This is a genomic window from Bradyrhizobium sp. MI1.4 (assembly GCF_055811315.1).
The window spans coordinates 57,807-76,966 of record NZ_JBVVPP010000015.1 but is presented as its reverse complement, the minus strand read 5'-3'; the positions used below and the strand labels follow the sequence as shown (position 1 = coordinate 76,966).

The window sequence follows — 19,160 nt, the reverse complement described above, 5'->3', positions numbered from 1 at the left end:
CCGGCCATAAAACCCACTGGGGGTTTTACCCCGGGGGGGGGGGGCCCGGGGCGGGGCCGGGCGCCTAAAAAAAACCCAAAAAACCCAAAAAAATGTGGGCCCCCCCTTTGGGGGGTTGGGGGGCCCCCGCGCGAACCGGTCTGGGACGGGGAGGGGTGGGGATGTGACCGGGTCGCGTATCTCTTTCGTTTGTCTCTACTGATCCCTTGCGCTGGCGGTGGAGACCGCCGGCTTGGTGTCGCCGAGCGAGACCCAGACATTGGGATCGCTCTGCGACTGGCGCTTGACGAAGCGGTAGCCGGTCTCCGTCCAGGCAACGACGTTCTCGTTCTGATTGTCGAGAACGAACTCGCCCTTGTCGGTCTTCACCGTCAGCACCGCGTGTCCTTCGCCCTTCTTGTCGCGCACCACGGTGATGAGCAGGGCCTCGCGCGGCCATCCGGCATCGATCAGCATCTTGCGCTTCAACAGCACGTAGTCCTCGCAGTCGCCGTAACCGTCCGACGGCAGCGACCACTTTTCGATCACGCCCCAGTGCTCCTGGTCGGTCAAAGGCTTGACGGTCTCGTTGACCCAGCGATTGACCTTGACGAGGTCGCGCCATGCAGCCTGCGACATCACGATGTCACGCGGTTGCGTCGGTGCGCCCTGGCACTGAGCGGCATTGTCCGCACAGAACTCGACCCAGCCGATCGGCGCACGCGTGGTGTCGCCGAGGCTTGCGTAGAGCAGACGGCCTTCGCCGGCCTGCGCTGCCGCGCTCATTCCGAAGAGCATGGCGGCGAGCGCCAATCCCTTCCCCTGTCCCCTGAAATCAAACATTGCGGCCCCCGTTTCTTGTTGGGACCACATTGCGCAGGCAGCTTTTGAGTTGCCGCTAAGTCAGTCAAGTCAAGTCGAGACGAATGCAAGTAAAACACGCGGCGAATTCGATCTATACTTGAGTCAAACTTGAATAAAATTCGATAGGACTGCAATTGATTCAAATTTTATGGATTAACGCGGAAACGCTGGCGGAACCGTTGTTTGCACGCTCCCGCAGCCTCCGCGTTAACCCGCGCGAGCCTCGACGCCACCCATGAAAAAGGCGGCGTCCGCATCGCGGAGGCCGCCTTCAGTACTTGAAATGCAGTGGTTTTGGTGCCTTCGCGCTTTACCGCGCGGTAACGCTCTCTTCGAGAGTTTCAATTGGCTGGGAATGCATGAACTCGAGCGCGAAGCCATCTTCGAGGTTTCGGACCACGCGGCCCTGCACCCGGCCGAGCAGAACCGTCGATTTCAGCGGGGGGCGGTTCTCCGCGGCGATGGCGGCGCCCGACAGCGAGAGGTCGATGATGCGGCAGGTCATCTTGGTGCCGTCCTCGAGCGTCAGCACCGCGATCGGATTGCGCGGCACGATACGATCGTGGCGGCGGTCTTCCGGCAAATTGAGGATGTCGCGGTTGGCGAGCCAGGTCAGCTGTGCCGCAAGCTTGTCGCGCTTTCGCGGCGTGGCACCGACCGTCATGGCGAAGCCATTGTCGATGATGCGGGTGATCTTGCCCTCGACGCGGCCGATATGGTCGAGATAGGCGACCACGCGGTCGCCGACATTGCCGATGCCGGGGGCCAGCAGCGCCAGCCCGCCCGGCGACATGTTGATCACCTGGCAGGGGAATTCACGGCGGTCCGGCAGCATGTAGCGGCCGAGCAGGTGAACCTTCACCCGCTGGAAACGCCGACGTTCCTCGGCGGCCGGAAGAAATCTTTTGTGCGCCAACGCCATTTTCACAACCCGACCCCCCGCCTGGCGGAGTCCGGGACGACCCTAAGGTGCACAGGGTTAATGCCGCGTTAGGATCGGGCGCGGCGATGACGAACAGACACAATGCGTTCGAAAAGCCACATCAGGGGCGGGCAGGCCAGCACTGTCAGCGCGCCGAGGTCGAGCGCGACCGCGGCCGTGCCGGCCGATTTGGCGAGCCGGCCCGCCACCGCCGGTCCTAGCATCATCGCGGCATAGAAGAGAGTGTAGAACACGCCCATCCCGATCGCCCTGGTTTCCGGCACGAGCACGCGGGCGGTCAGGCTCATGATCGGCCCGGCCGGATGGCCGCCGATCAGGCCGATCAGGACGAGGATCGTGATCACGGCGTCGGACCGGGTCAGCCAGGCCAGCAGCCCGGCCACCACCAGGCTGGCCACGATAGCCAGCACGAACGGCCGCTTGAAGCGATCGGCGAGATAACCGCCTGCCGGCACCGAGATCACCGACAGCCACATCACGAGGCTGATCGCCGATCCCGCCGCGGCAATGCTCCAGCCGCGCTCGGCGAGCAGCGAGGGGCCGAACGAGAAGATCATGGCGAAGCCGACATTATAGAGGCCCCAGATCGCGCCCGCGACGATCACCGCCAGAAGCGCGAGCGGATCAAGCCGCCCGGAGCCGGCCGCGCTGGCGGTTGCTCCCGGCGGTGCTTGGTAGAACGTGATCAGCACAATGCCGATCGCGGTGAGCGCGCCGGCCACGAGGAACACGGCGCCCGCGCCATAGGCCGTGCCGATCGCCGGCAGCACCAGCAGCGAGATCGCAACGCCGGCCGGCCAGGAGTTGACAAAGATCGCCATCGCGGTAGCGATCTCCTTCCCCGCAAACCAGTCGGTGCCCATCTTGGTGAGCTGCACGGTCAGCAGCACGCCGCCGGCGCCGGAGGCGAGCCGGCCCGCCATCTGCCAGCCCCAGACGTCGGTGGTGGCCATGACGAGACTGCCCGCCGTCATCAGCAGCAGCGCCACGATCGTGGTGGGCTTGTCGCCAAGCGTCCGGCCAATCGCGCCGCCCGGCAGCGCCAGCACGATGCCCGGTGTGAAATAGAGTCCGATCAGGATGCCGATATCGGCGAGCCCGACGCCGAAGCTCTGCTGCAGCAGCGGCGCGACCGCGGCCACGCTCTGGAACTGGAATGCGATGGTGAGGCGAACGACGAACAGGATCGCAAGTATGCCCCAGCGATTGCGCAACGCTTCATCTCCCCAAACCCTGTATCGAGCGTGCGGTGGGGAGACGCCGGAGTCAACCGGCCGTCTTCCTCGTCGCGCGCCCATAGAGGAGACATAGCAGCGCCAGCAGCACTGCGGCTGAGAGCCCGAGCGACCAGTGAATGCCGATCGCCGCACCGAACAGCCCGACCGTGATGCCGCTAAAGGCCCGCATCCCGAGCCCGGCCATATTGTAGAGGCCGACGACGCGGCCGCGAATGTCTGACGGCGCGTTCAACTGCACCAGCGCCTGCGCCATGGTGTTGAACGACAGCTCGAAGAAGCCTGCAAAGAACAGCAGCACGATCGCGACCGGATAGATCCGCACCGAGGCGAAGCCGAGCAGCGCCACGCTCCACAGCATCGCGAGCATGATCGCGGTGCGCGGCGTACCCTTGAGCCGTCCCCAGGATTCCAGCGCGATGCCGGCGAGCAGCGCGCCGGCCGCATCAGCCGCGAGCAGCACGCTGTAGGAGATTCCGGGATCGCCATGGCCGAGATCGCCGGCAAAGCCCGGCATCTGGGCGTGATAGGCGTTGCCGATCATGAAGGAGGTGAGGCCGGCAAGCCAAGTCATCGCCGTCAGCACCGGCTGCGTGCCAATGGCGCGGATGGTCAGCATGATGTCGGCAAGGCCGCGCACGGCGAAGCGCCGCACCGCCACGCTGTTGTCGCGCACCGGCGCCCAGAACAGCCACAGCAGCATCGGCAGATAGAACAGCGTGTTGAAGATAATGCCATGCGAGGTGCCGAGCGTCAGCATGATCATGCCGCCGACGGCAGGTCCGACCAAAATGCCGAGATAGCGCGCCATCGCATTCAGCCGCACCGCGCTCGGAAGATCGGCCGGACCGACGAGATCATAGAGCAGCAGCTGGTTCGGCGTCTGCCACAACACGCCGGCGCAGCCATGGATCACCAGCAGCAGCATGGCGTGCCACATCTCGATGGCGTCGGTGATGAAGAAGAAACCCCATCCAGCCGAGGCCACGATGAACAGCAGCATGCCGCATTGAATGATGCGGCGCGGATCGACCCGGTCCGCCAGCCCGCCAACCGCGACCGAGAACAGCAGGAACGGCAACCAGTGCGACAGCACGGCAAAACCCGCCAGCGCCGGCGAATGGAATTTCTGGAACACCACCCAATAGCTGATCACATGCTCGATATTGTCGGCCATCATCGCCAGCACGTAAGCGATGAACTGGAGCCGGTAGGGCACCGACCTCATCGCTGCGAACGAGCCGGACGCGACCACGGGATTTTGAGGGAGGGGGTTCAAGCGGGCACCTGGGGTGGGACTTTGGCGCCGTGCCTACACGTTCGCCGTCGAGCGCTCAAGGCACTTGGGTGTGTGGAGACCAGGGTCCCGTAGCCCGGATGAGCGAAGCGATATCCGGGAATGCTGGCCCCGCATGTCGCTTCGCTCATGCGGGTTACGAGACCGCGGCTTGGCACCAGCGCGCATCTCACATACGCTTCGCTTCAGCCCGCACCAATCAATCATAACAGACGGGCAGCGAGGACACGCCATGGACCAGATCCGCGTCTGCACCCACGCAGGGCCGGGCAGCGAACCCGTCATTCGCACCGTGCCGTGGCCGAAGGTCGGCAAGAGGGCCGCGCTGATCAAGGTCGGCGCGTGCGGCGTCTGCGGCACGGACCTGCACATTCTGAAGGGGCATTGGCCGAAGCCGCTGCCGTGGCCGTTCACGCTCGGCCATGAGCTCGGCGGAATCATCGTCGAATGCGGCGACGAATTCACCGAGGACTTCATGAGCAAGCCGCTCAAGGTCGGATCAAAAGTGATGATCCCGCCGCTGATGCCCTGCGGCCGCTGCTATTACTGCATCCATTATCCCCAAGTCGCCAACAAGTGCCTGACGCCGGTCTATTACGGCCGCTATCTCGGCTTCGACAAAGCGCCTCACATGTGGGGCGGCTGGGCCGAATATGTCTATGTCGATCTCGACATGCTGCCGGGCACCAAGATCTACAAATTGCCTGACGACATGTCGCTGCGGCTGGGTGCGCTGTCGGAGCCGCTGACGTCCTGCATCCGCGCCTTCAACCGCGCCAGCCGCGCCGGCGGTTTCACCTGGGGCGACACGGTGGTGATCCAGGGCTCGGGTCCAATCGGCATTCTCGCGGTCGCCGCCGCGCAGGAGATGGGAGCAGGGCGCGTGATCTGCGTCGGTGCGCCGGAGGAGCCGCGGCTCAAGCTCGCGCGTGAGTTCGGCGCCGAGGCGACAGTGAACATCGAGGAACTGAAGTCAGCGCGGGACCGCATCGCCCGCGTGCGCGACATCGTCGGCGGCTTCGGCGCCGATCTGGTGATGGATTGCTCGGGTCACCCCTCCGCCGGCCCCGAAGGCGTCGAGATGCTGCGCGACGGTGGCACTTATGTCGAGATGGGCCAGTTCACCGACGCCGGCTCGATCGAGACTTCATGGCACCGCATCTGCACCAAGGATATCAACGTGCTGGGCTCCTGGGGTTTTACCGCCAACGATCTGCCGCTCGGCGTCGACATGCTCCATCGCACGGCGGGCAAATATCCCTGGCTGAAGATGCAAACGATCTATCCGTTCACGGAAGACGGCGTCGCGCAGGCGGTCAGGGATGCCATGGCGATGAAGACGGTGAAGTCGACGATCGTGCCGTGGCCGGAGCTGGTGGAGTGAGAAGTTCGTGGCCTGGATGGAGCGCAGCGCAATGCGGAATTCTCGCCGACAGCTCCCCGTATTCCGCTACGCTCCATACGGGCTACCCGCCGACGTTTGGAATGAAAGACTCGATGATGGAAGAACACACAACCGAACCAGGTCAGCGCTCCCGCTCCCCCTTCCGCGCCATCCGTGCGATCGACTACACCGTCATTTTCGTGCGCGACATGGCGGCGATGCGGCGCTTCTATGAAGACGTCCTCGCATTTCCGCTGCTGCGGGAGCTGTCGCCGAACTGGATCGAGTACGGCTTGGGCCCCAACACGCTGGCTCTCGCAAGGCCGGGCCGAACCGCGACTGACGCGCCGACGCCGGCGGGCAGTGCCGCGCTGCAACTGGCCTTCAAGGTATCCGCGGCCGAAGTCGATGCGTGTGCCGACGAACTCGCACGCCACGGCGTGGCGCTGCTGTCACCGCCGACGAACCAGTCGTTCGGGCATCGGACGCTGTTCTTCCGCGACCCCGACGGTAATCTTTTGGAGATCTATGCGGAGATCTGAACCGGGCAGCGGCGGGCCCGTACACGAAAAGTTCCATCGAAAATCCGCGAGTTATTCAAGCCGGGGTGAAACTTAGGCCCAGGTTACGGCTTTCAGTTCACGGGAGAGTTCATCGTGAAGCAGAACCTGAAGCCCCTGACCTACATCGCGGCCGCCATCTACTTCCTGGTGGATGCGGTCTTCATGGCCGTGGCGAGGCCAATCTCGCGCTGGATCGGGCGGCATCTCCAATTGAAGCGATTGCGGGGCTGGATCAGATCGCTGTCGCCTTATTGCTCGCTCGCCTTGTTTTCGGTACCCGTCATTATCCTGGAGCCGGTCAAGCCCGTGGCAGCCTATCTCGCGGCGACCGGGCAAATCGTGATGGGGGCCGTGACTTTTCTTGTCGGCGAACTGCTTAAGCTGGTGCTGGTCGAGCGCCTGTTCCATCTCACGCGCGACAAGCTGATGCGGATTCCGGCCTTCGCCTGGGCCTATGGGAAGTACTCCGAGGTGAAGGCGTGGCTGCAGGCAACCGACGCCTGGCGCGCCATCCGCGCACTGAGCCGCGCGGCCAGGGACACTCTTGTGCGGGCAAGAGCTAGACTGGTCGGCGGCTTCAGCAGCCTGGTGACCTCCAGGGATTAAGGCTGCAGGCATAGAGCTGCGCTGGGCGAGTTGCCATCTATGCGAGCTTGCGGTCCGCGGCGGTGGCCTTGTCGCCCGTGTTCGGCGTGCCGGTCGGCTCGATCAGCATGAGATGAACCTCCTCGCGCGCCACCGGGCGATGTTCGACACCTTTCGGCACCACGTAGAGTTCGCCCGGACCGAGCGTCACCGTCCGGTCCCGCAACTCGATATCCAGTCTGCCTTTCAGGACGAGAAAGAAATCGTCGGTGTCGTCATGCTTGTGCCAGGTGAATTCTCCCTTCACTTTCACCACCATCACGTCGCAATCGTTGAAGGTCGTGATCGTGCGTGGGGACCAGAAATCCCCAAATGTCGCGAGCTTGTCGGCAAGCGAGATTCCGTCGGCCATGTGTTCTCCCGTTCTTCCGTGCGGCTCGATTTGGGGCGAGCGATGCCAGCAGTTATTTGACATATCCCGACGATATGGCCCGCGCCCATTTCGGGTGGTCGTTGGCGAGGGCACGGGACGATGCGGCGTCCCAATCGTATTCGAGGGCCAAGAGTTCGGCCTGCCAGCCCCTTTGTCGCTTCGTGAGGATTGCATATCGCGCGTGCGGCGAGCGGTATTCCAGGTTTGCGGCAACGGGAATGTCTGCGAAGACCGGGCAACCAACGCTCCCTGGATTGAGAACCAGACAGTCATGAGGTCCGTGAACGACGGCCTGGCGGTGGCTATGACCACACAGCACCACGCGCGCCGTCGGCTCACTCGCGAGGCGCATTGCCAGCACGTCGCGGCGTGCCGGTACGAAGCGGCCGTCGTCGAGCGTTTCTTCCAGCAGGCATGTCGTATCGTTGTCGGGCGTGCCGTGGCAGGCCAGGATCCCATCGTCCAGCCGTATTTGGGAAGGCAGGCTGTGGAGTGCGAGACGTTGCTCCGCAGTCAATGCGTTGCGCGCAAACAGACCTGCCGACGAGAGCTTGTCGTCCGGAAACTCCTCAATCCAGCGATCATGGTTTCCGCGTACGGTCGGCAGCGACAGCGCCTCGAGCGCTTCGAAAGTCTCTTTCGGCCACAACGGGCTGGTGACGCAATCGCCAAGGTTGACCGTACGATCGACGCCACGCGCCTTGATGTCGGCCAGCACCGCCTCGAGCGCGGCAAGGTTGCCGTGGATATCGGAAATGACTGCCAATCGCATCGTCGTGCTCCCTAGTCCAATCGGCCTGAGCTTAGCCCTGTTGTGCGTCTCCGGCAGCTCCAACCGCGCATAATTTAAGCGAGGTGGCCGTGAAAATCTGCAGCCTCGCCCCAAAATCCCGCTATATGCAGTAAAATGCCCCGAAAATGCTGGATGTAGTGGGTCGAGCTGGCCAGTAAGCTTATTCTCGGCATCACCAAAGCCATGCGTCATAGGCATGGTGATTTGCCCGCACTTGGCGTAAAGAGCGTCCAAATCAAATCACCACGCGTGCGGCTGGACCATTTGCCGCCTACGCAGCTTCAGGTCGCGCGGCTCGACGTTCCGCGCCTGGACCAACCAAGGTTTATCCCGTGTCTTTTCCGACCATGAGTCCGCCGCTCGCCCGAGCTTTGGCCGAGCGCAACTACGACCGTCCGACCCCCGTTCAGCTCGCCGTGCTCACGGACGAGGCCGCTGACCGCGATCTCTTGGTTTCGGCACAGACCGGCTCCGGCAAGACCCTGGCCTATGGGCTCGCCATGGCCAAGGACTTGTTGGGCGACGCCGAGCGGTTCGAGCGGGCGGGTGCACCGCTTGCCCTGATCGTGGCGCCGACCCGCGAGCTTGCCTTGCAGGTCCATCGCGAGCTGGCGTGGCTGTACGAGCATGCGAGCGGGCGCGTCGTCTCCTGCGTCGGCGGCATGGACCCCAGGCGCGAGCAGCGCGAGCTTGCGGCCGGCGCTCATATCGTCGTCGGCACGCCCGGCCGGTTGTGCGATCATTTGCGCCGCGGCCGTCTCGACATCTCGGAATTGAAGGTAGTCGTGCTCGACGAGGCCGACGAGATGCTCAATCTCGGCTTTCGCGAGGACATGGAGTTCATCCTCAAGACCACGCCGGACACGCGCCGCACCCTGATGTTCTCGGCGACGTTCCCGCGCGGCATCGTCGCGCTGGCCAAGCAGTATCAACAGCGGGCGTTCCGGATCGAGGTCGCCGGCGACGAAGGCGGTCACGCCGATATCGAGTACCGCGCGATCCGGATCGCGCCCGGCGATGCCGAGCACGCCGTCGTCAACGTGTTGCGCTTCTACGAGGCGCCGAGCGCGCTGGTATTCTGCAGCACGCGCGATGGTGTCCGGCATTTGCAGGCGGCGCTGCTGGAGCGCGGCTTCTCCGTGGTCGCTTTGTCAGGCGAATTGACGCAGAACGAGCGAACCACGGCGCTGCAGTCGCTACGGGACGGACGCTCGCGCGTCTGCGTGGCGACCGACGTCGCCGCGCGCGGCATCGACCTGCCGAGCCTCGACCTCGTCATTCATGCCGACCTGCCCAACGACGCCGAGGTCATGCAGCATCGCTCCGGCCGCACCGGCCGCGCGGGCCGCAAAGGGACGAGCGTCATGCTGGTGCCGCCCGTGCGGCGGCGGCGTGCGGAAATGCTGCTCAATGTTTCGGGGATCGACGCGGTCTGGGGGACGGCGCCGCAGCCGGATGAGATCCGCAAGCTCGATCACGAGCGCATGAAGGACGTGCTGTTCACGGAGGAGACCACCGCCGACGATCTGGCGCTGGCGCAGGCGCTATTGGCCGAGCGGTCGGCCGAGGAGATCGCCGCGTCACTCGCACGGCTCTATCGCGCGCGGCTGCCGTCGCCCGAAGACATTATGGATCCCGGCGAGCGGAGCAGCCGGCCGCGCGAGGATCGCGGCCGCAATGACACGCGCGCACCGCGCGACGATATCCGCGCATCGCGTGGCGATGATCGGCCCGAAAGGGCGCGGCCCAAAGCGGGAAAATCGTCGTCGAAACATGGCATGGCGGATGGCACCGTCTGGTTCCGGGCCAACATCGGACGAAAAAAGAATGCGGAAGCGCGCTGGCTGTTGCCGATGATCTGCCGCCGCGGCGGCATCGACAAGAACGATATCGGCGCGATCAAGATCATGGACACCACGACCGAGTTCGAAATTTCCGAGCGGGTCGCGGAATCCTTCGCCGTGAAGATCAAGCGTCCGGACAAGGAAGACAATATCCGCCTCGAGCCGATGGCGGATGCGCCGCAGCGACAGGCGGCTTCGGAAGAGCGGCCCCACGCGCCGCGGCGCGAGATCGGCGACAGCGATCATCGTGAACGCCAGGGCGAACGCGCGCGCGAGCCGAACGGGTTCAAACCGCAAGGCAAACCTCACGGCAAGCCACACGGTAAACCGCACGAAAAGCCGTACGGCGAACGCACACCGAAATTCGACGATGCTCCTTCCTTCGCAAAGAAGAAAAAGCACAAGAACAAGCCGGGCCACGCTGAGCCCTCGGTCACGTCGTGGTCTGAGAAGGGCGCCGCCGGGAAGAAGCCGAAGACTAAAAAGAAGCATCGCGCCTGACGGCGGCCTACCGGCGTCGACGGGGAGGGGCGTTACGTCGCAGCGAGGTCGCGCAGCATGTAGGTCGCGCTGTCGCCGTAGGACGCGAGTTTCGCCCGCAGCTCCGCATCCGCCGTGACCGGCCGAAAGCCGAGACGCTCCCACAGCGGCCGCGTGGCGTAGACCGACACCAATGCGAGCGTCGCGATTCCTGACGCGCGCGCGAGCTGTTCGGTCGCAACGACATAGTCGCGCGCGACGCCGCCGCGAAAGTCGGGCAGCACCGCGATGTCATGCAAATAGAGGCAATCCGCACCGCCGGGCAATTGCTCGAGGAAGCCGTCGAGCGGCGGAATCCGGTGCTGGATCCAGGGATGCGCGAAACCATAGCCGACGATCCCGTCGTCCGCGACAAGCACGCGGCAGCCATCGGGATAGAGCCGCATCTTTTCCGCGAACACCTCAGGGCTTTCAGGCAGATCGGGATGGATCCGTGCTGCGATCTTGCTGATCGCCGGCAGATCGGGGGCGCGCGCGGGACGCCAATGCGGCTTGCTCATGTCGATCCGTCGTCCATCTCCATCATCCCAGTTTATTCCGATGCGACGAGGCTTGCAGCGAAAAATATCTTTGCCGCGATCTCAGGAATACGACGGCTCGCGCGGCGTCCTACCCATGCAAGCCCATTGCCTGACAGGAGAGACCATGACGTCATCGATCCGCCTCGCGCTCACGCTCGCAATATCGCTGGCGCTGCTTCCCGCTGCCTTCGCGGCACCGCCGACCAAGACCGGCAAGACCGACAAAAGGAACGTGCTTACCGACCCCAAGGGCATGTCGCTCTATACTTTCGACAAGGATGCTGACAGCAAGTCGGCCTGCAATGGTCCGTGTGCGACCAACTGGCCGGTGCTGAAGGCCGAGGCGAGCGATGCGGCCGCCGACGGCTACACCGTCATCACGCGCGACGATGGCTCGAAGCAGTGGGCCTACAAGGGCAAGCCGCTCTACACCTTTGCCAAGGACACCAAGCCCGGCGACGTCACCGGCGACGGCTTTCTGAACGGCGCCTGGCATCTGGCGATGCCGTGAGCAGGGTGCACTCCTAGCGCAGCCCCTCATAGACCATCAGCCCGCGTGCGATCTGCAGCTTGCGGATCGCGCGCGGCAGCAGTTTTTCCGGCTGGTGCAGATAGCGCCAGGAGGTGAGGGCGAACGGGCCCAGCGCGCCGCATTCGTCGTCGAACGGCGCGAGCACGCCCGTCACGCTCACCGGTGTATGCGGGCGGGCGTTGAACGGCAGCAGCAGCAGCTCGAGATGCGCCTTGCTGCCGTCCTCGCGCGCGGCGGTGACGCCGGCGATTGCCCCGAGGCTCTCGTCGGCGACGATGGTCGTGATCTCCTCGATCTCGCGGCGGCTAGCCTCGTTGAACAGCGCCGCAAAGCTCGCATCCTTGAGGTCGCGCCCTGCGAGGGCGCAGACGCGCGTGCCGGCGACGCGGAACGGAAAGCCGAGATGGGGCTCGCAGGAGAGCACGAAGATGTCACCGAGCAGGCCGCGCACGGCGGCCGGATCGATATCGGCCCGGTCAGGGGCCCGCGCGGTGCCCCGCTTGGTGTCCCAATATGCGAAGAACTCGCGGCTCGACGGATGTTTCATGGCTGAACGCTTACCCCGGGGCGCAACCTCGCGGGACAAACCTGTCCCGCTTCAGTGCAGCCGCGATCCCTGTGTTGTTGTGCAGGAGGGGCTTTGCAGCGTCCATGCCGCAGCGGCATTTTCGGTGCTCCTGGCGCTGCCTTTGCGTCGTTAACGTTAAATTAACTATGCGCTTTCCGTGCACCGCCCCGCTGCTATGGTGATCGCGGTCGCAAGCCTCGCCGCTTTTCTCCAGGTTCTCGGCGAGGCCTGTACACAGGCGTCAAACAGTTTGGTCACCGGCCGCGGGGAGGGGTGGGGATACTCCCGTCTCTCTGGGTACCGGAAGTCCGACACGGATAGGCAGGGCTTTCCCAGGGCCCTGCCTTTTCCTTTTGTGCACTTGCGCAGCGCGGGCAAAGGCGACTATCTCCAAGGCCTGTCGTGAAGCCTCTCGCTCCGATCGCGCCTGAAAGCGAAGCCGCCCTTGGAATTCCCGCCAAATTCTCCGCCGCAAGATCCTTCGTCGCAAGATGCTTCGCTGGGGGTGCCGGCCGTCGTTGAGGAGGCTCCGCGCGAGCCGATCCTGACGCTGCCGTTCGCGCTGACCGCCTATATCCTCCTGCTCGCGGTGATCCATCTGCGGGTGCTGCTGCCGCCGGAGCTCGAGAACTGGACCATCGACGTCTTCGGCTTCATCCCCAAGCGCTACGATTCCTCGCTGCTCAATCTGGAGATCCCCGGCGGAGCCGGCGCCAAGGTCTGGACCTTCGTCACCTATTCGCTTCTGCATGCCAATCTCACCCATCTCGGCTTCAACGTGCTGTGGCTGTTGCCGTTCGGCAGCGCGCTGGCGCGGCGCTTTGGCGCCATCAGGTTCTTCCTGTTCCTCGCGGTGACGGCGGCGGCCGGCGCGCTCGCCCATCTCGTCACCCATGAGCACGCGGTGGCGCCGATGATCGGCGCCTCGGCCTCGGTGTCCGGCGCGATGGCGGCGGCGATCCGCTTCGCCTTCGTTCGCGGTAGCTTCCTGTCGTTCAGCCGATCGGATGCCGATACCGCCGCAAGAGTTCCGGCGCTGCCGCTGTCGCGCGCGTTGCGCGACGGGCGGGTGCTCGGTTTTCTTGCGGTGTGGTTCGGCGTCAACATCGTCTTCGGCGTCGGCGCGATTGGCGTCGACAGCGAGACCACGAGCGTCGCCTGGCAGGCGCATATCGGCGGCTTCCTTGCCGGCCTGTTGCTGTTCGCGCTGTTCGATCCGGTGCCGCGCGTGCGAAGTGATGCTGCGGATGCGTCATCACGGGACATTTCAGACCGCATTTGAAGCGGCGCTTGCGGCGCCGCCCGAATTCATCCATCATTCCCGAGAAGAATGTTCCGAAGCGACAGGCCGCTAGCGGCGATGCTTCGCAAAGCGCCTGAACGTGAAACCGGCGCTGAAACTGTTAGTTGAAGACTCGAAGAACAAGTCCGGACCGCGAACAGCGGACGGTTGCGATTCAGGGAGGCGACAATGACGGTACGTTCGATTCTCAACACCAAGGGCCACCAGATCATGAGCGTCGAGCCCGACGCCAAGCTGGCTGCCGCGGTCAAACTGCTCGCCGACAAGAAGATCGGCGCGGTGCTGGTGATGAACCAGAGCCGGCTGGAAGGCATCCTGTCGGAGCGCGACATCGTCCGGGTGATCGGCGAGCGCGGCGCCGGCGCGCTGGAGGAGCCGGTCTCGCAGGTCATGACCCGCAAGGTGGTCACCTGCAAGGAGACCGACACGGTCGCCGAGCTCATGGAGATGATGACCACCGGCAAGTTCCGCCATCTGCCCGTGGTCGACAACGGCAAGGTGGTCGGCCTGATCTCGATCGGCGACATCGTCAAGCGTCGGGTGCAGGAATACGAGGCCGAGCAGGAAGCTCTGCGCGACTACATCAAGACTGCCTGATCAGTAGACCGCCTGATCAGGCCTGCTGGTCGGCTTTGGGCGCGGCGCCCTCGGGCGCAGGCGCCAGTTCGTGGATTGCCTCCTGGATGGACTCCAGCGCACGCTCGGCTGCGCGGGTGCCCAGCGCGATGAGGTCCTCGGAGCGGTGGAAATCGAACCAGCCGAATTGGCCGATCCGCGGTGTGATCAGCATGTCGGGCGGATCGCCGGCGAGGCGCGCCCGGGTGATACGGTCCTGCATGATGTTGAAAGCGTCGACCATCACCGAGGAGAGGCCGGGCCGGGCGCTGCCGCTGCCGAAGAACTCGCGCTTCACCGTCTTCTCAGGCGAGAAGAATCTCGGGAAGCGCCGCTTTGACGCCGGCTCTTCGGTCGCGGGGATCACCGGTTCAGGCGTCGCGCCGTGCGAATAGACCGTCGTCGAATAGGTGAAGATGTCGCTGGAAAGATTTGCGGCGATGACGATTTCCGCGCCGAGCGCGCGGGCGGCCGAGACCGGCACCGGGTTCACCAATGCGCCGTCGACCAGCCAGCGATCGCCGATCAGGACCGGAGAGAAGATGCCGGGCAGCGCGTAGGAGGCGCGCATCGCGTCGACCACGCGGCCGCGCGTCAGCCAGATCTCGTGGCCGGTGCGGACCTCGGTCGCGACGGCGGCGAACTTGACCGGGAGATCCTCGATCTGGCTCTGGCCGCAGGCAGCCTCGAGCCGGGTCGCCAGCTTCTCGCCGCCGATCAGGCCAGAGCCGTTGAGGCGGATGTCGAGATAGCCGAGGATGTTGCGCATGCCTTGCAGGCTGCGGCCCCATTCTTCCAGCGTATCGAGCCGGCCGGCTGCATAGAGGCCGCCGACCACTGCGCCGATCGAGGTGCCGACCACGACGTCAGGCACGATTCCGTTGGCGAGCAGGGTCCTGATAATGCCGATATGAGCAAAGCCGCGCGCCGCGCCGCCGCCGAGGGCAAGGCCAATGACCGGCCGGCGGATGCTGCCCAAGCCGACTTTCTCGCCGACCTTATCGCTGTTCGAACCCCGACCCTTCAATATGTCCAGCACCGAAACTCTCCTACGCCGGGACCCGCCATCAGACTAGGCACCGCACTCGCGCTCCGCCAGAACCGGGCCGAAGCATGGTTTATGCCGGTTTGGGAAGCGCGCGGGGCAGGAGTATGGCGAGGGACGGGTGCCCCTGGGGTAATCACGCAGGCGTCAGCCGGGTTCCAAAGAACCGTATTGGCCGTATTTCTCGGGGATCCAGAGGCTTGAATTTGCCGCGTTTTCGGTGAAAAGCAGGTGGCATGACTCTCGGGGGTGACGGCATCATCGGATGGCGGCGCAGCACATCGCTGCTGCCGGTGTTGGTCTTTGCTGCCTGTCTCTATACTCTTGGCCAAAATGCTGCGCAGGCGCAGCTTTTCTCCGATCGTCCGCCGCCGGTGCCGCCCGCTTCGGTGCCCGATCCCGGCGGTGCCGTCAGTCTGGCGCCGCCCTCCGGCCCGGGTGCCGGACCGCCGAGCCTGCCGCCGACCCTGTTGCAGCCGACCACGCCCAGCATGCCGCCGCCCGCGGTCACGACTGTGCCATCCGCCCCGCCGCTCAATGCGGCGGTGCCCGGACAGGGCGTGCTGTCGCTGACCGCGAAATATGGCAAGGACACCCCGCCGATCACCAGCGGCCTGGTCTGGCGCGTGTTTGCCGATCGTCCCGACGAGAACGGCACCTTCAAGCTGATTCGCGAAGATCGTAATGCCACGCCAAACATCGTGTTGCCGCCCGGCAATTACGTCGTGCATGTCGCCTTTGGCCTCGTCAGCGCGGTGCGCACCGTCAGCCTGAAAGCCGAGACCGATCGCGAGTCCTTCGTGCTGCCCGCCGGGGGCTTGCGCATCGAGGGCCGCGTCGGCACCAGTCGCATTCCGCAGAACCAGATCTCGTTCGCGATCTACAAGGGGAGCCAGTTCGAATCCGGCGAACGCGCCTCCCTGGTGCCGAACGTCGCCGCCGGCGACGTCGTGCTGCTGCCGGAGGGCACCTACTACATCATCTCGAATTACGGCGACGCCAATTCGGTGGTGCGCTCGGACATCCGCGTCCAGGCCAGCAAGCTCACCGACGTCACCATCACCCACCGCGCTGCCGTCATCACGCTCAAGCTCGTCAGCGACAGGGGCGGCGAGGCGCTCGCCAACACCGCCTGGTCGGTACTGACCCCGGGCGGCGACGTCATCAAGGAATCGATCGGCGCCTTTCCCCGCGTCGTGCTCTCCGAAGGCGAATACCGCGCCATCGCCAAGAACGAGGGCAAGGTCTACGAGCGCGGCTTCAATGTCGTCAACGGCGTCGACGGCGAAGTCGAGGTCGTCGCGCGGTAGTGCTTGAGCGGTGATGCCGCATGCGGCCCGACGCTAGTCTTCGTGCCTGGTGAACACTTCTCATTCAGCGCATGGATTCCCATATCTTATTACCGCCAGTCCCGTGTGCGAAAGCAGATGCTTTCCGCTGCTCCGCTTGCTGTTGCGATTGTTGGCGTTTCGATTTGAACAGCTCTGGCAGCGCTACCAAGCAGGACCGATCAACACCGGCACCGCCGGCTTATTCCAGCGGCGCCGCGACTTCCTCACAGCAGTGCAAGATACCTATTTCCGATAATCAATTTTATTCGCTTTCCATCCTGCCGCGTTATATGTCGGACATCACTCCAACGGGGGAGGCCGGAGCAGGCTCGTGCGTCTGCGAGACCGGCAAGGAGCAGGGGACCAAGCTCGTCGGCATGTTCGAAGTGATCCTCACCAGGCGTAAGCGGTTCGGCTGGCGGTGGCAGGTGTGCGACCAATCCGGCAAGAAATTTGCCGATGGCTTCGAGCGCACTCGGCCGTCCGCCAAATATCATGGCGAGCGCGCATTGTTCTTTCTGTTGTCGCAGGCCCATCTGCGCAACCGCTTGGCGACGTCCAGCGAGGACTAGTCGGGACTGCGCGTGCAGTCCGGTAAGTCCCGTAGCCCGGGTGAGCGAAGCGATCCCGGGACAGCTCGTGGTCGGAATCCCGGATGTCGCTTCGCTCATCCGGGCTACGGGACCTTGCGTTGCCCGACGGGCAAAACACCCCAATTGTCGGTCAACTCCTGACCGCAAAAATATTCCGCTTTACCGAAATTCGGAAACGGCGTATCCACGCCCTCACTCCGGCCCAAGGAAGAGGGGCGTATCGCGATCGTCACGAACGCGGGCCGGACGGCGGTGGACGTTGGTCACATCGGCGCGATCGGCTTCGCAGGGCGGGCAACCGTGAGCGAAGGCCTCGCGCACACGACCGGTGTGATCGGCGTACGGCAAAATCGTGTGGTCCTGACGCCCGGGGTCTGTGCGTCAAGCGTTTGCGGTGATGTGGGTTGCCCGACCGGGCAAACGCATCAGCCATCCGTAAGGCGACGGGGGCAATAGTGCATCGCTCCCCGGGGAGAGCACGACATAAGCCGTAAAGCCACTGCGCAGGGAAGGCCGGTTGTTTTGGCTTCACCTGTATGCCGCTGTGCAATCTTTGTTACGACAATCTCGCACAGTGGACCGCGGGTGCCAGCCGGCACCCGGTCTTCCCTGCGCCCTCTTTCAATCGAGGGTCAGACGACCAAGCAAAGCTCGGGCGAACAAGCCGCGAGGATGCGAAGGTGCGTCTGCGATCCGGAATGCGAATGGAAGTGCGACGCTTCCACCCACAGACTCCGTCATTGCGAGCGCAGCGAACCAATCCAGAGTCTTTCCGCGTGGGCAGTCCGGATTGCTTCGCTGCGCTCGCAATGACGAGGATGATGGGAGTATACGCCGCCGACATCGCAAAGCTGCTCGCCGATTTCGGCGAGCGAGATTCACGGACGGCGTAACTCGGACGGATAGCAGTCGTAGACCAGCGCCTTGAAGGCCGGCGTGATGCGGCTGCGCTCGTTCTGGGTCTGCTGCATCAGCAGGTAGACCATGTCGAGCTTGGGATCGACGCCGAAATAGGTGCCGCTGCCACTGTCCCATTTCAACTCGCCGAGTGAGCCCGGCGGCGGCGGTTTGGTGTTGCCGGGATCGGTCCGCACCGCGAGGCCATAGCCATAGCCGAAGCCGTCGCCCGGAAAATAGAAGTAATCGCGTCCGACGCCCGAGCCCGGCCCGACGTGATCGGTCGTCATGGCCTTGAAGGCAGCGGGGCTCAGATAGCGCTTGCCGTCGAACTCGCCGCCATTGAGCAGCATCTGCGCGAATCGCTGGTAGTCGGTGATGGTCGAGAGCAGCCCGCCGCCGCCGGACTGCCATTCGGGGTGATCGAGGCGCTCGCGCTCGGCGGCGAGCAGGATGTTGTCGTTCGGCAGCGGCCGCGCCATCCGCGCAAGCTCGTCCTCGGTCGCCAGCGCGAACTTGGTGCTGCTCATGCCGAGCGGATCGAAGATGCGCTGCTTGAGGAATTCGTACAGCGTCTGGCCCGAGATGATCTCGATGACGCTGCCGAGGACGTCAGTGGAATGACCGTAGCGCCACAGCGTTCCCGGCTGCCGGGCCAGCGGCAGCCTTGCGATCCGTTGGGCGAATTCCCTGTTGTTGAATTGACCTTCGAAGATATTGGCGGCCTTGTAGGCCTGCTCCACCCATTTGCCGCCGATGTAGTCGTAGCTGATGCCCGAGGTGTGCCGCAGGAGATCCTCGATGTTGACGGGACGGACCGGGGCCACGAGATCCAGGTGCAACGTGCCGTCGGGATTGGTGACCTCGAGGCCCACCTTGGTGTCGGCGAAGAGGGGAACGTATTTCGACACGGGGTCGGTGAGCGCGAGCTTGCCCTCGTCGATCAGCATCATCGCGCCAAGGCAGGTGATCGGCTTGGTCATCGAGTGGATGGCGAAGATCGTATCGGGCGTCATCGCGAGACCGGTCCTGGTGTCGCGCACGCCAATAGTCTTCAGATAGACCGGCTTGCCGTGCTGCTGGACCAGCACCACGGCGCCGGGCAGCCGGCCATTCGTCACCTCGTTGTCGAAATACGCTGTGATACGGTCGAGCCCGTCGGACGACGGCGCGGGGACGTCGGCGGCGCGGCTTCGCGCCATCGTGCCGGCCAGCAGCGCGGCTCCGACCAGAAATTCACGACGCTTCATCCGGGCTTCCTCCCTCGCCGGGATCAAAGCCGCAAGACGTCGAAG

At 64.4% G+C, this 19,160-nt stretch carries 19 protein-coding genes; 9 read left to right on the top strand and 10 right to left on the bottom strand.

Features of this window, described 5'->3' with window-relative positions; all coding sequences use genetic code 11:
• Positions 1 to 195 precede the first annotated feature (195 nt).
• From AC0L23_RS19065 to AC0L23_RS19050, 4 genes are all read right to left on the bottom strand, one after another.
• A complete protein-coding gene (locus AC0L23_RS19065; protein ID WP_026232931.1) occupies positions 196 to 822 on the bottom strand; it encodes a transglutaminase-like cysteine peptidase in 627 nt (208 codons plus the stop codon).
• Positions 823 to 1,153: 331 nt separating this feature from the next.
• Positions 1,154 to 1,765: a PilZ domain-containing protein gene (locus tag AC0L23_RS19060; RefSeq protein ID WP_085396156.1), complete on the bottom strand. Its 612-nt coding sequence runs from the start codon at positions 1,763 to 1,765 to the stop codon at positions 1,154 to 1,156.
• 68 nt (positions 1,766 to 1,833) lie between these two features.
• A complete protein-coding gene (locus tag AC0L23_RS19055) occupies positions 1,834 to 3,000 on the bottom strand; it encodes an MFS transporter (RefSeq protein WP_085396158.1) in 1,167 nt (388 codons plus the stop codon).
• A gap of 52 nt (positions 3,001 to 3,052) precedes the next feature.
• The gene (locus tag AC0L23_RS19050) at positions 3,053 to 4,300 is read right to left on the bottom strand and encodes an MFS transporter (protein WP_473357236.1); all 1,248 of its coding nucleotides are present in this window, start codon (positions 4,298 to 4,300) and stop codon (positions 3,053 to 3,055) included.
• 250 nt (positions 4,301 to 4,550) lie between these two features.
• Here AC0L23_RS19050 and AC0L23_RS19045 point away from each other — a divergent pair, with 250 nt between their 5' ends.
• The 3 genes from AC0L23_RS19045 to AC0L23_RS19035 all read left to right on the top strand — a co-directional run bounded on the left by AC0L23_RS19045 (position 4,551) and on the right by AC0L23_RS19035 (position 6,871).
• A complete protein-coding gene (locus tag AC0L23_RS19045) occupies positions 4,551 to 5,702 on the top strand; it encodes a zinc-binding dehydrogenase (protein WP_247410743.1) in 1,152 nt (383 codons plus the stop codon).
• Between the two features lie 101 nt (positions 5,703 to 5,803).
• Positions 5,804 to 6,244 (top strand): VOC family protein, encoded by a 441-nt coding sequence (locus AC0L23_RS19040; RefSeq protein WP_473357235.1) that lies wholly within the window; start codon positions 5,804 to 5,806, stop codon positions 6,242 to 6,244.
• Between the two features lie 114 nt (positions 6,245 to 6,358).
• Complete coding sequence (locus tag AC0L23_RS19035; protein ID WP_085385015.1) at positions 6,359 to 6,871, top strand: hypothetical protein; 513 nt, start codon at positions 6,359 to 6,361, stop codon at positions 6,869 to 6,871.
• 37 nt (positions 6,872 to 6,908) lie between these two features.
• On the opposite strand, the gene AC0L23_RS19030 is transcribed toward AC0L23_RS19035, so the two are convergent.
• Together AC0L23_RS19030 and AC0L23_RS19025 are read right to left on the bottom strand one after the other, a co-directional pair.
• On the bottom strand, positions 6,909 to 7,262 hold the full coding sequence (locus AC0L23_RS19030) for a cupin domain-containing protein (RefSeq protein ID WP_085351131.1): 354 nt from the start codon (positions 7,260 to 7,262) through the stop codon (positions 6,909 to 6,911).
• Between the two features lie 52 nt (positions 7,263 to 7,314).
• The gene (locus AC0L23_RS19025) at positions 7,315 to 8,055 is read right to left on the bottom strand and encodes a metallophosphoesterase family protein (protein ID WP_007602584.1); all 741 of its coding nucleotides are present in this window, start codon (positions 8,053 to 8,055) and stop codon (positions 7,315 to 7,317) included.
• Positions 8,056 to 8,423: 368 nt separating this feature from the next.
• On the opposite strand from AC0L23_RS19025, the gene AC0L23_RS19020 reads away from it, so the two are divergent.
• Complete coding sequence (locus AC0L23_RS19020; protein WP_166520832.1) at positions 8,424 to 10,421, top strand: DEAD/DEAH box helicase; 1,998 nt, start codon at positions 8,424 to 8,426, stop codon at positions 10,419 to 10,421.
• A 32-nt stretch (positions 10,422 to 10,453) separates the two neighbouring features.
• Here AC0L23_RS19020 and AC0L23_RS19015 read toward each other — a convergent pair whose 3' ends face one another.
• Positions 10,454 to 10,960: a GNAT family N-acetyltransferase gene (locus AC0L23_RS19015; protein WP_085351133.1), complete on the bottom strand. Its 507-nt coding sequence runs from the start codon at positions 10,958 to 10,960 to the stop codon at positions 10,454 to 10,456.
• A 145-nt stretch (positions 10,961 to 11,105) separates the two neighbouring features.
• Between AC0L23_RS19015 and AC0L23_RS19010 the strand changes: the two genes are divergently transcribed.
• The gene (locus AC0L23_RS19010; protein WP_473357234.1) at positions 11,106 to 11,492 is read left to right on the top strand and encodes a COG4315 family predicted lipoprotein; all 387 of its coding nucleotides are present in this window, start codon (positions 11,106 to 11,108) and stop codon (positions 11,490 to 11,492) included.
• A 13-nt stretch (positions 11,493 to 11,505) separates the two neighbouring features.
• On the opposite strand, the gene AC0L23_RS19005 is transcribed toward AC0L23_RS19010, so the two are convergent.
• Positions 11,506 to 12,060 (bottom strand): PAS domain-containing protein, encoded by a 555-nt coding sequence (locus tag AC0L23_RS19005; protein WP_085351135.1) that lies wholly within the window; start codon positions 12,058 to 12,060, stop codon positions 11,506 to 11,508.
• 526 nt (positions 12,061 to 12,586) lie between these two features.
• Between AC0L23_RS19005 and AC0L23_RS19000 the strand changes: the two genes are divergently transcribed.
• The gene (locus tag AC0L23_RS19000) at positions 12,587 to 13,363 is read left to right on the top strand and encodes a rhomboid family intramembrane serine protease (protein ID WP_018455359.1); all 777 of its coding nucleotides are present in this window, start codon (positions 12,587 to 12,589) and stop codon (positions 13,361 to 13,363) included.
• Between the two features lie 189 nt (positions 13,364 to 13,552).
• Positions 13,553 to 13,981 carry a CBS domain-containing protein gene (locus AC0L23_RS18995; protein ID WP_085351136.1) on the top strand — a complete coding sequence of 143 codons (429 nt, stop codon included), beginning with the start codon at positions 13,553 to 13,555 and terminating at the stop codon, positions 13,979 to 13,981.
• Positions 13,982 to 13,997: 16 nt separating this feature from the next.
• Here AC0L23_RS18995 and AC0L23_RS18990 read toward each other — a convergent pair whose 3' ends face one another.
• Positions 13,998 to 15,038: a patatin-like phospholipase family protein gene (locus AC0L23_RS18990; RefSeq protein ID WP_317246145.1), complete on the bottom strand. Its 1,041-nt coding sequence runs from the start codon at positions 15,036 to 15,038 to the stop codon at positions 13,998 to 14,000.
• A 242-nt stretch (positions 15,039 to 15,280) separates the two neighbouring features.
• Here AC0L23_RS18990 and AC0L23_RS18985 point away from each other — a divergent pair, with 242 nt between their 5' ends.
• Together AC0L23_RS18985 and AC0L23_RS18980 are read left to right on the top strand one after the other, a co-directional pair.
• The gene (locus AC0L23_RS18985) at positions 15,281 to 16,354 is read left to right on the top strand and encodes a hypothetical protein (RefSeq protein WP_085351138.1); all 1,074 of its coding nucleotides are present in this window, start codon (positions 15,281 to 15,283) and stop codon (positions 16,352 to 16,354) included.
• Positions 16,355 to 16,518: 164 nt separating this feature from the next.
• The gene (locus AC0L23_RS18980; protein WP_240543361.1) at positions 16,519 to 16,947 is read left to right on the top strand and encodes a hypothetical protein; all 429 of its coding nucleotides are present in this window, start codon (positions 16,519 to 16,521) and stop codon (positions 16,945 to 16,947) included.
• An 899-nt stretch (positions 16,948 to 17,846) separates the two neighbouring features.
• Here AC0L23_RS18980 and AC0L23_RS18975 read toward each other — a convergent pair.
• Positions 17,847 to 19,115 (bottom strand): serine hydrolase domain-containing protein, encoded by a 1,269-nt coding sequence (locus AC0L23_RS18975; protein WP_085396171.1) that lies wholly within the window; start codon positions 19,113 to 19,115, stop codon positions 17,847 to 17,849.
• Between the last annotated feature and the right edge of the window lie 45 nt (positions 19,116 to 19,160).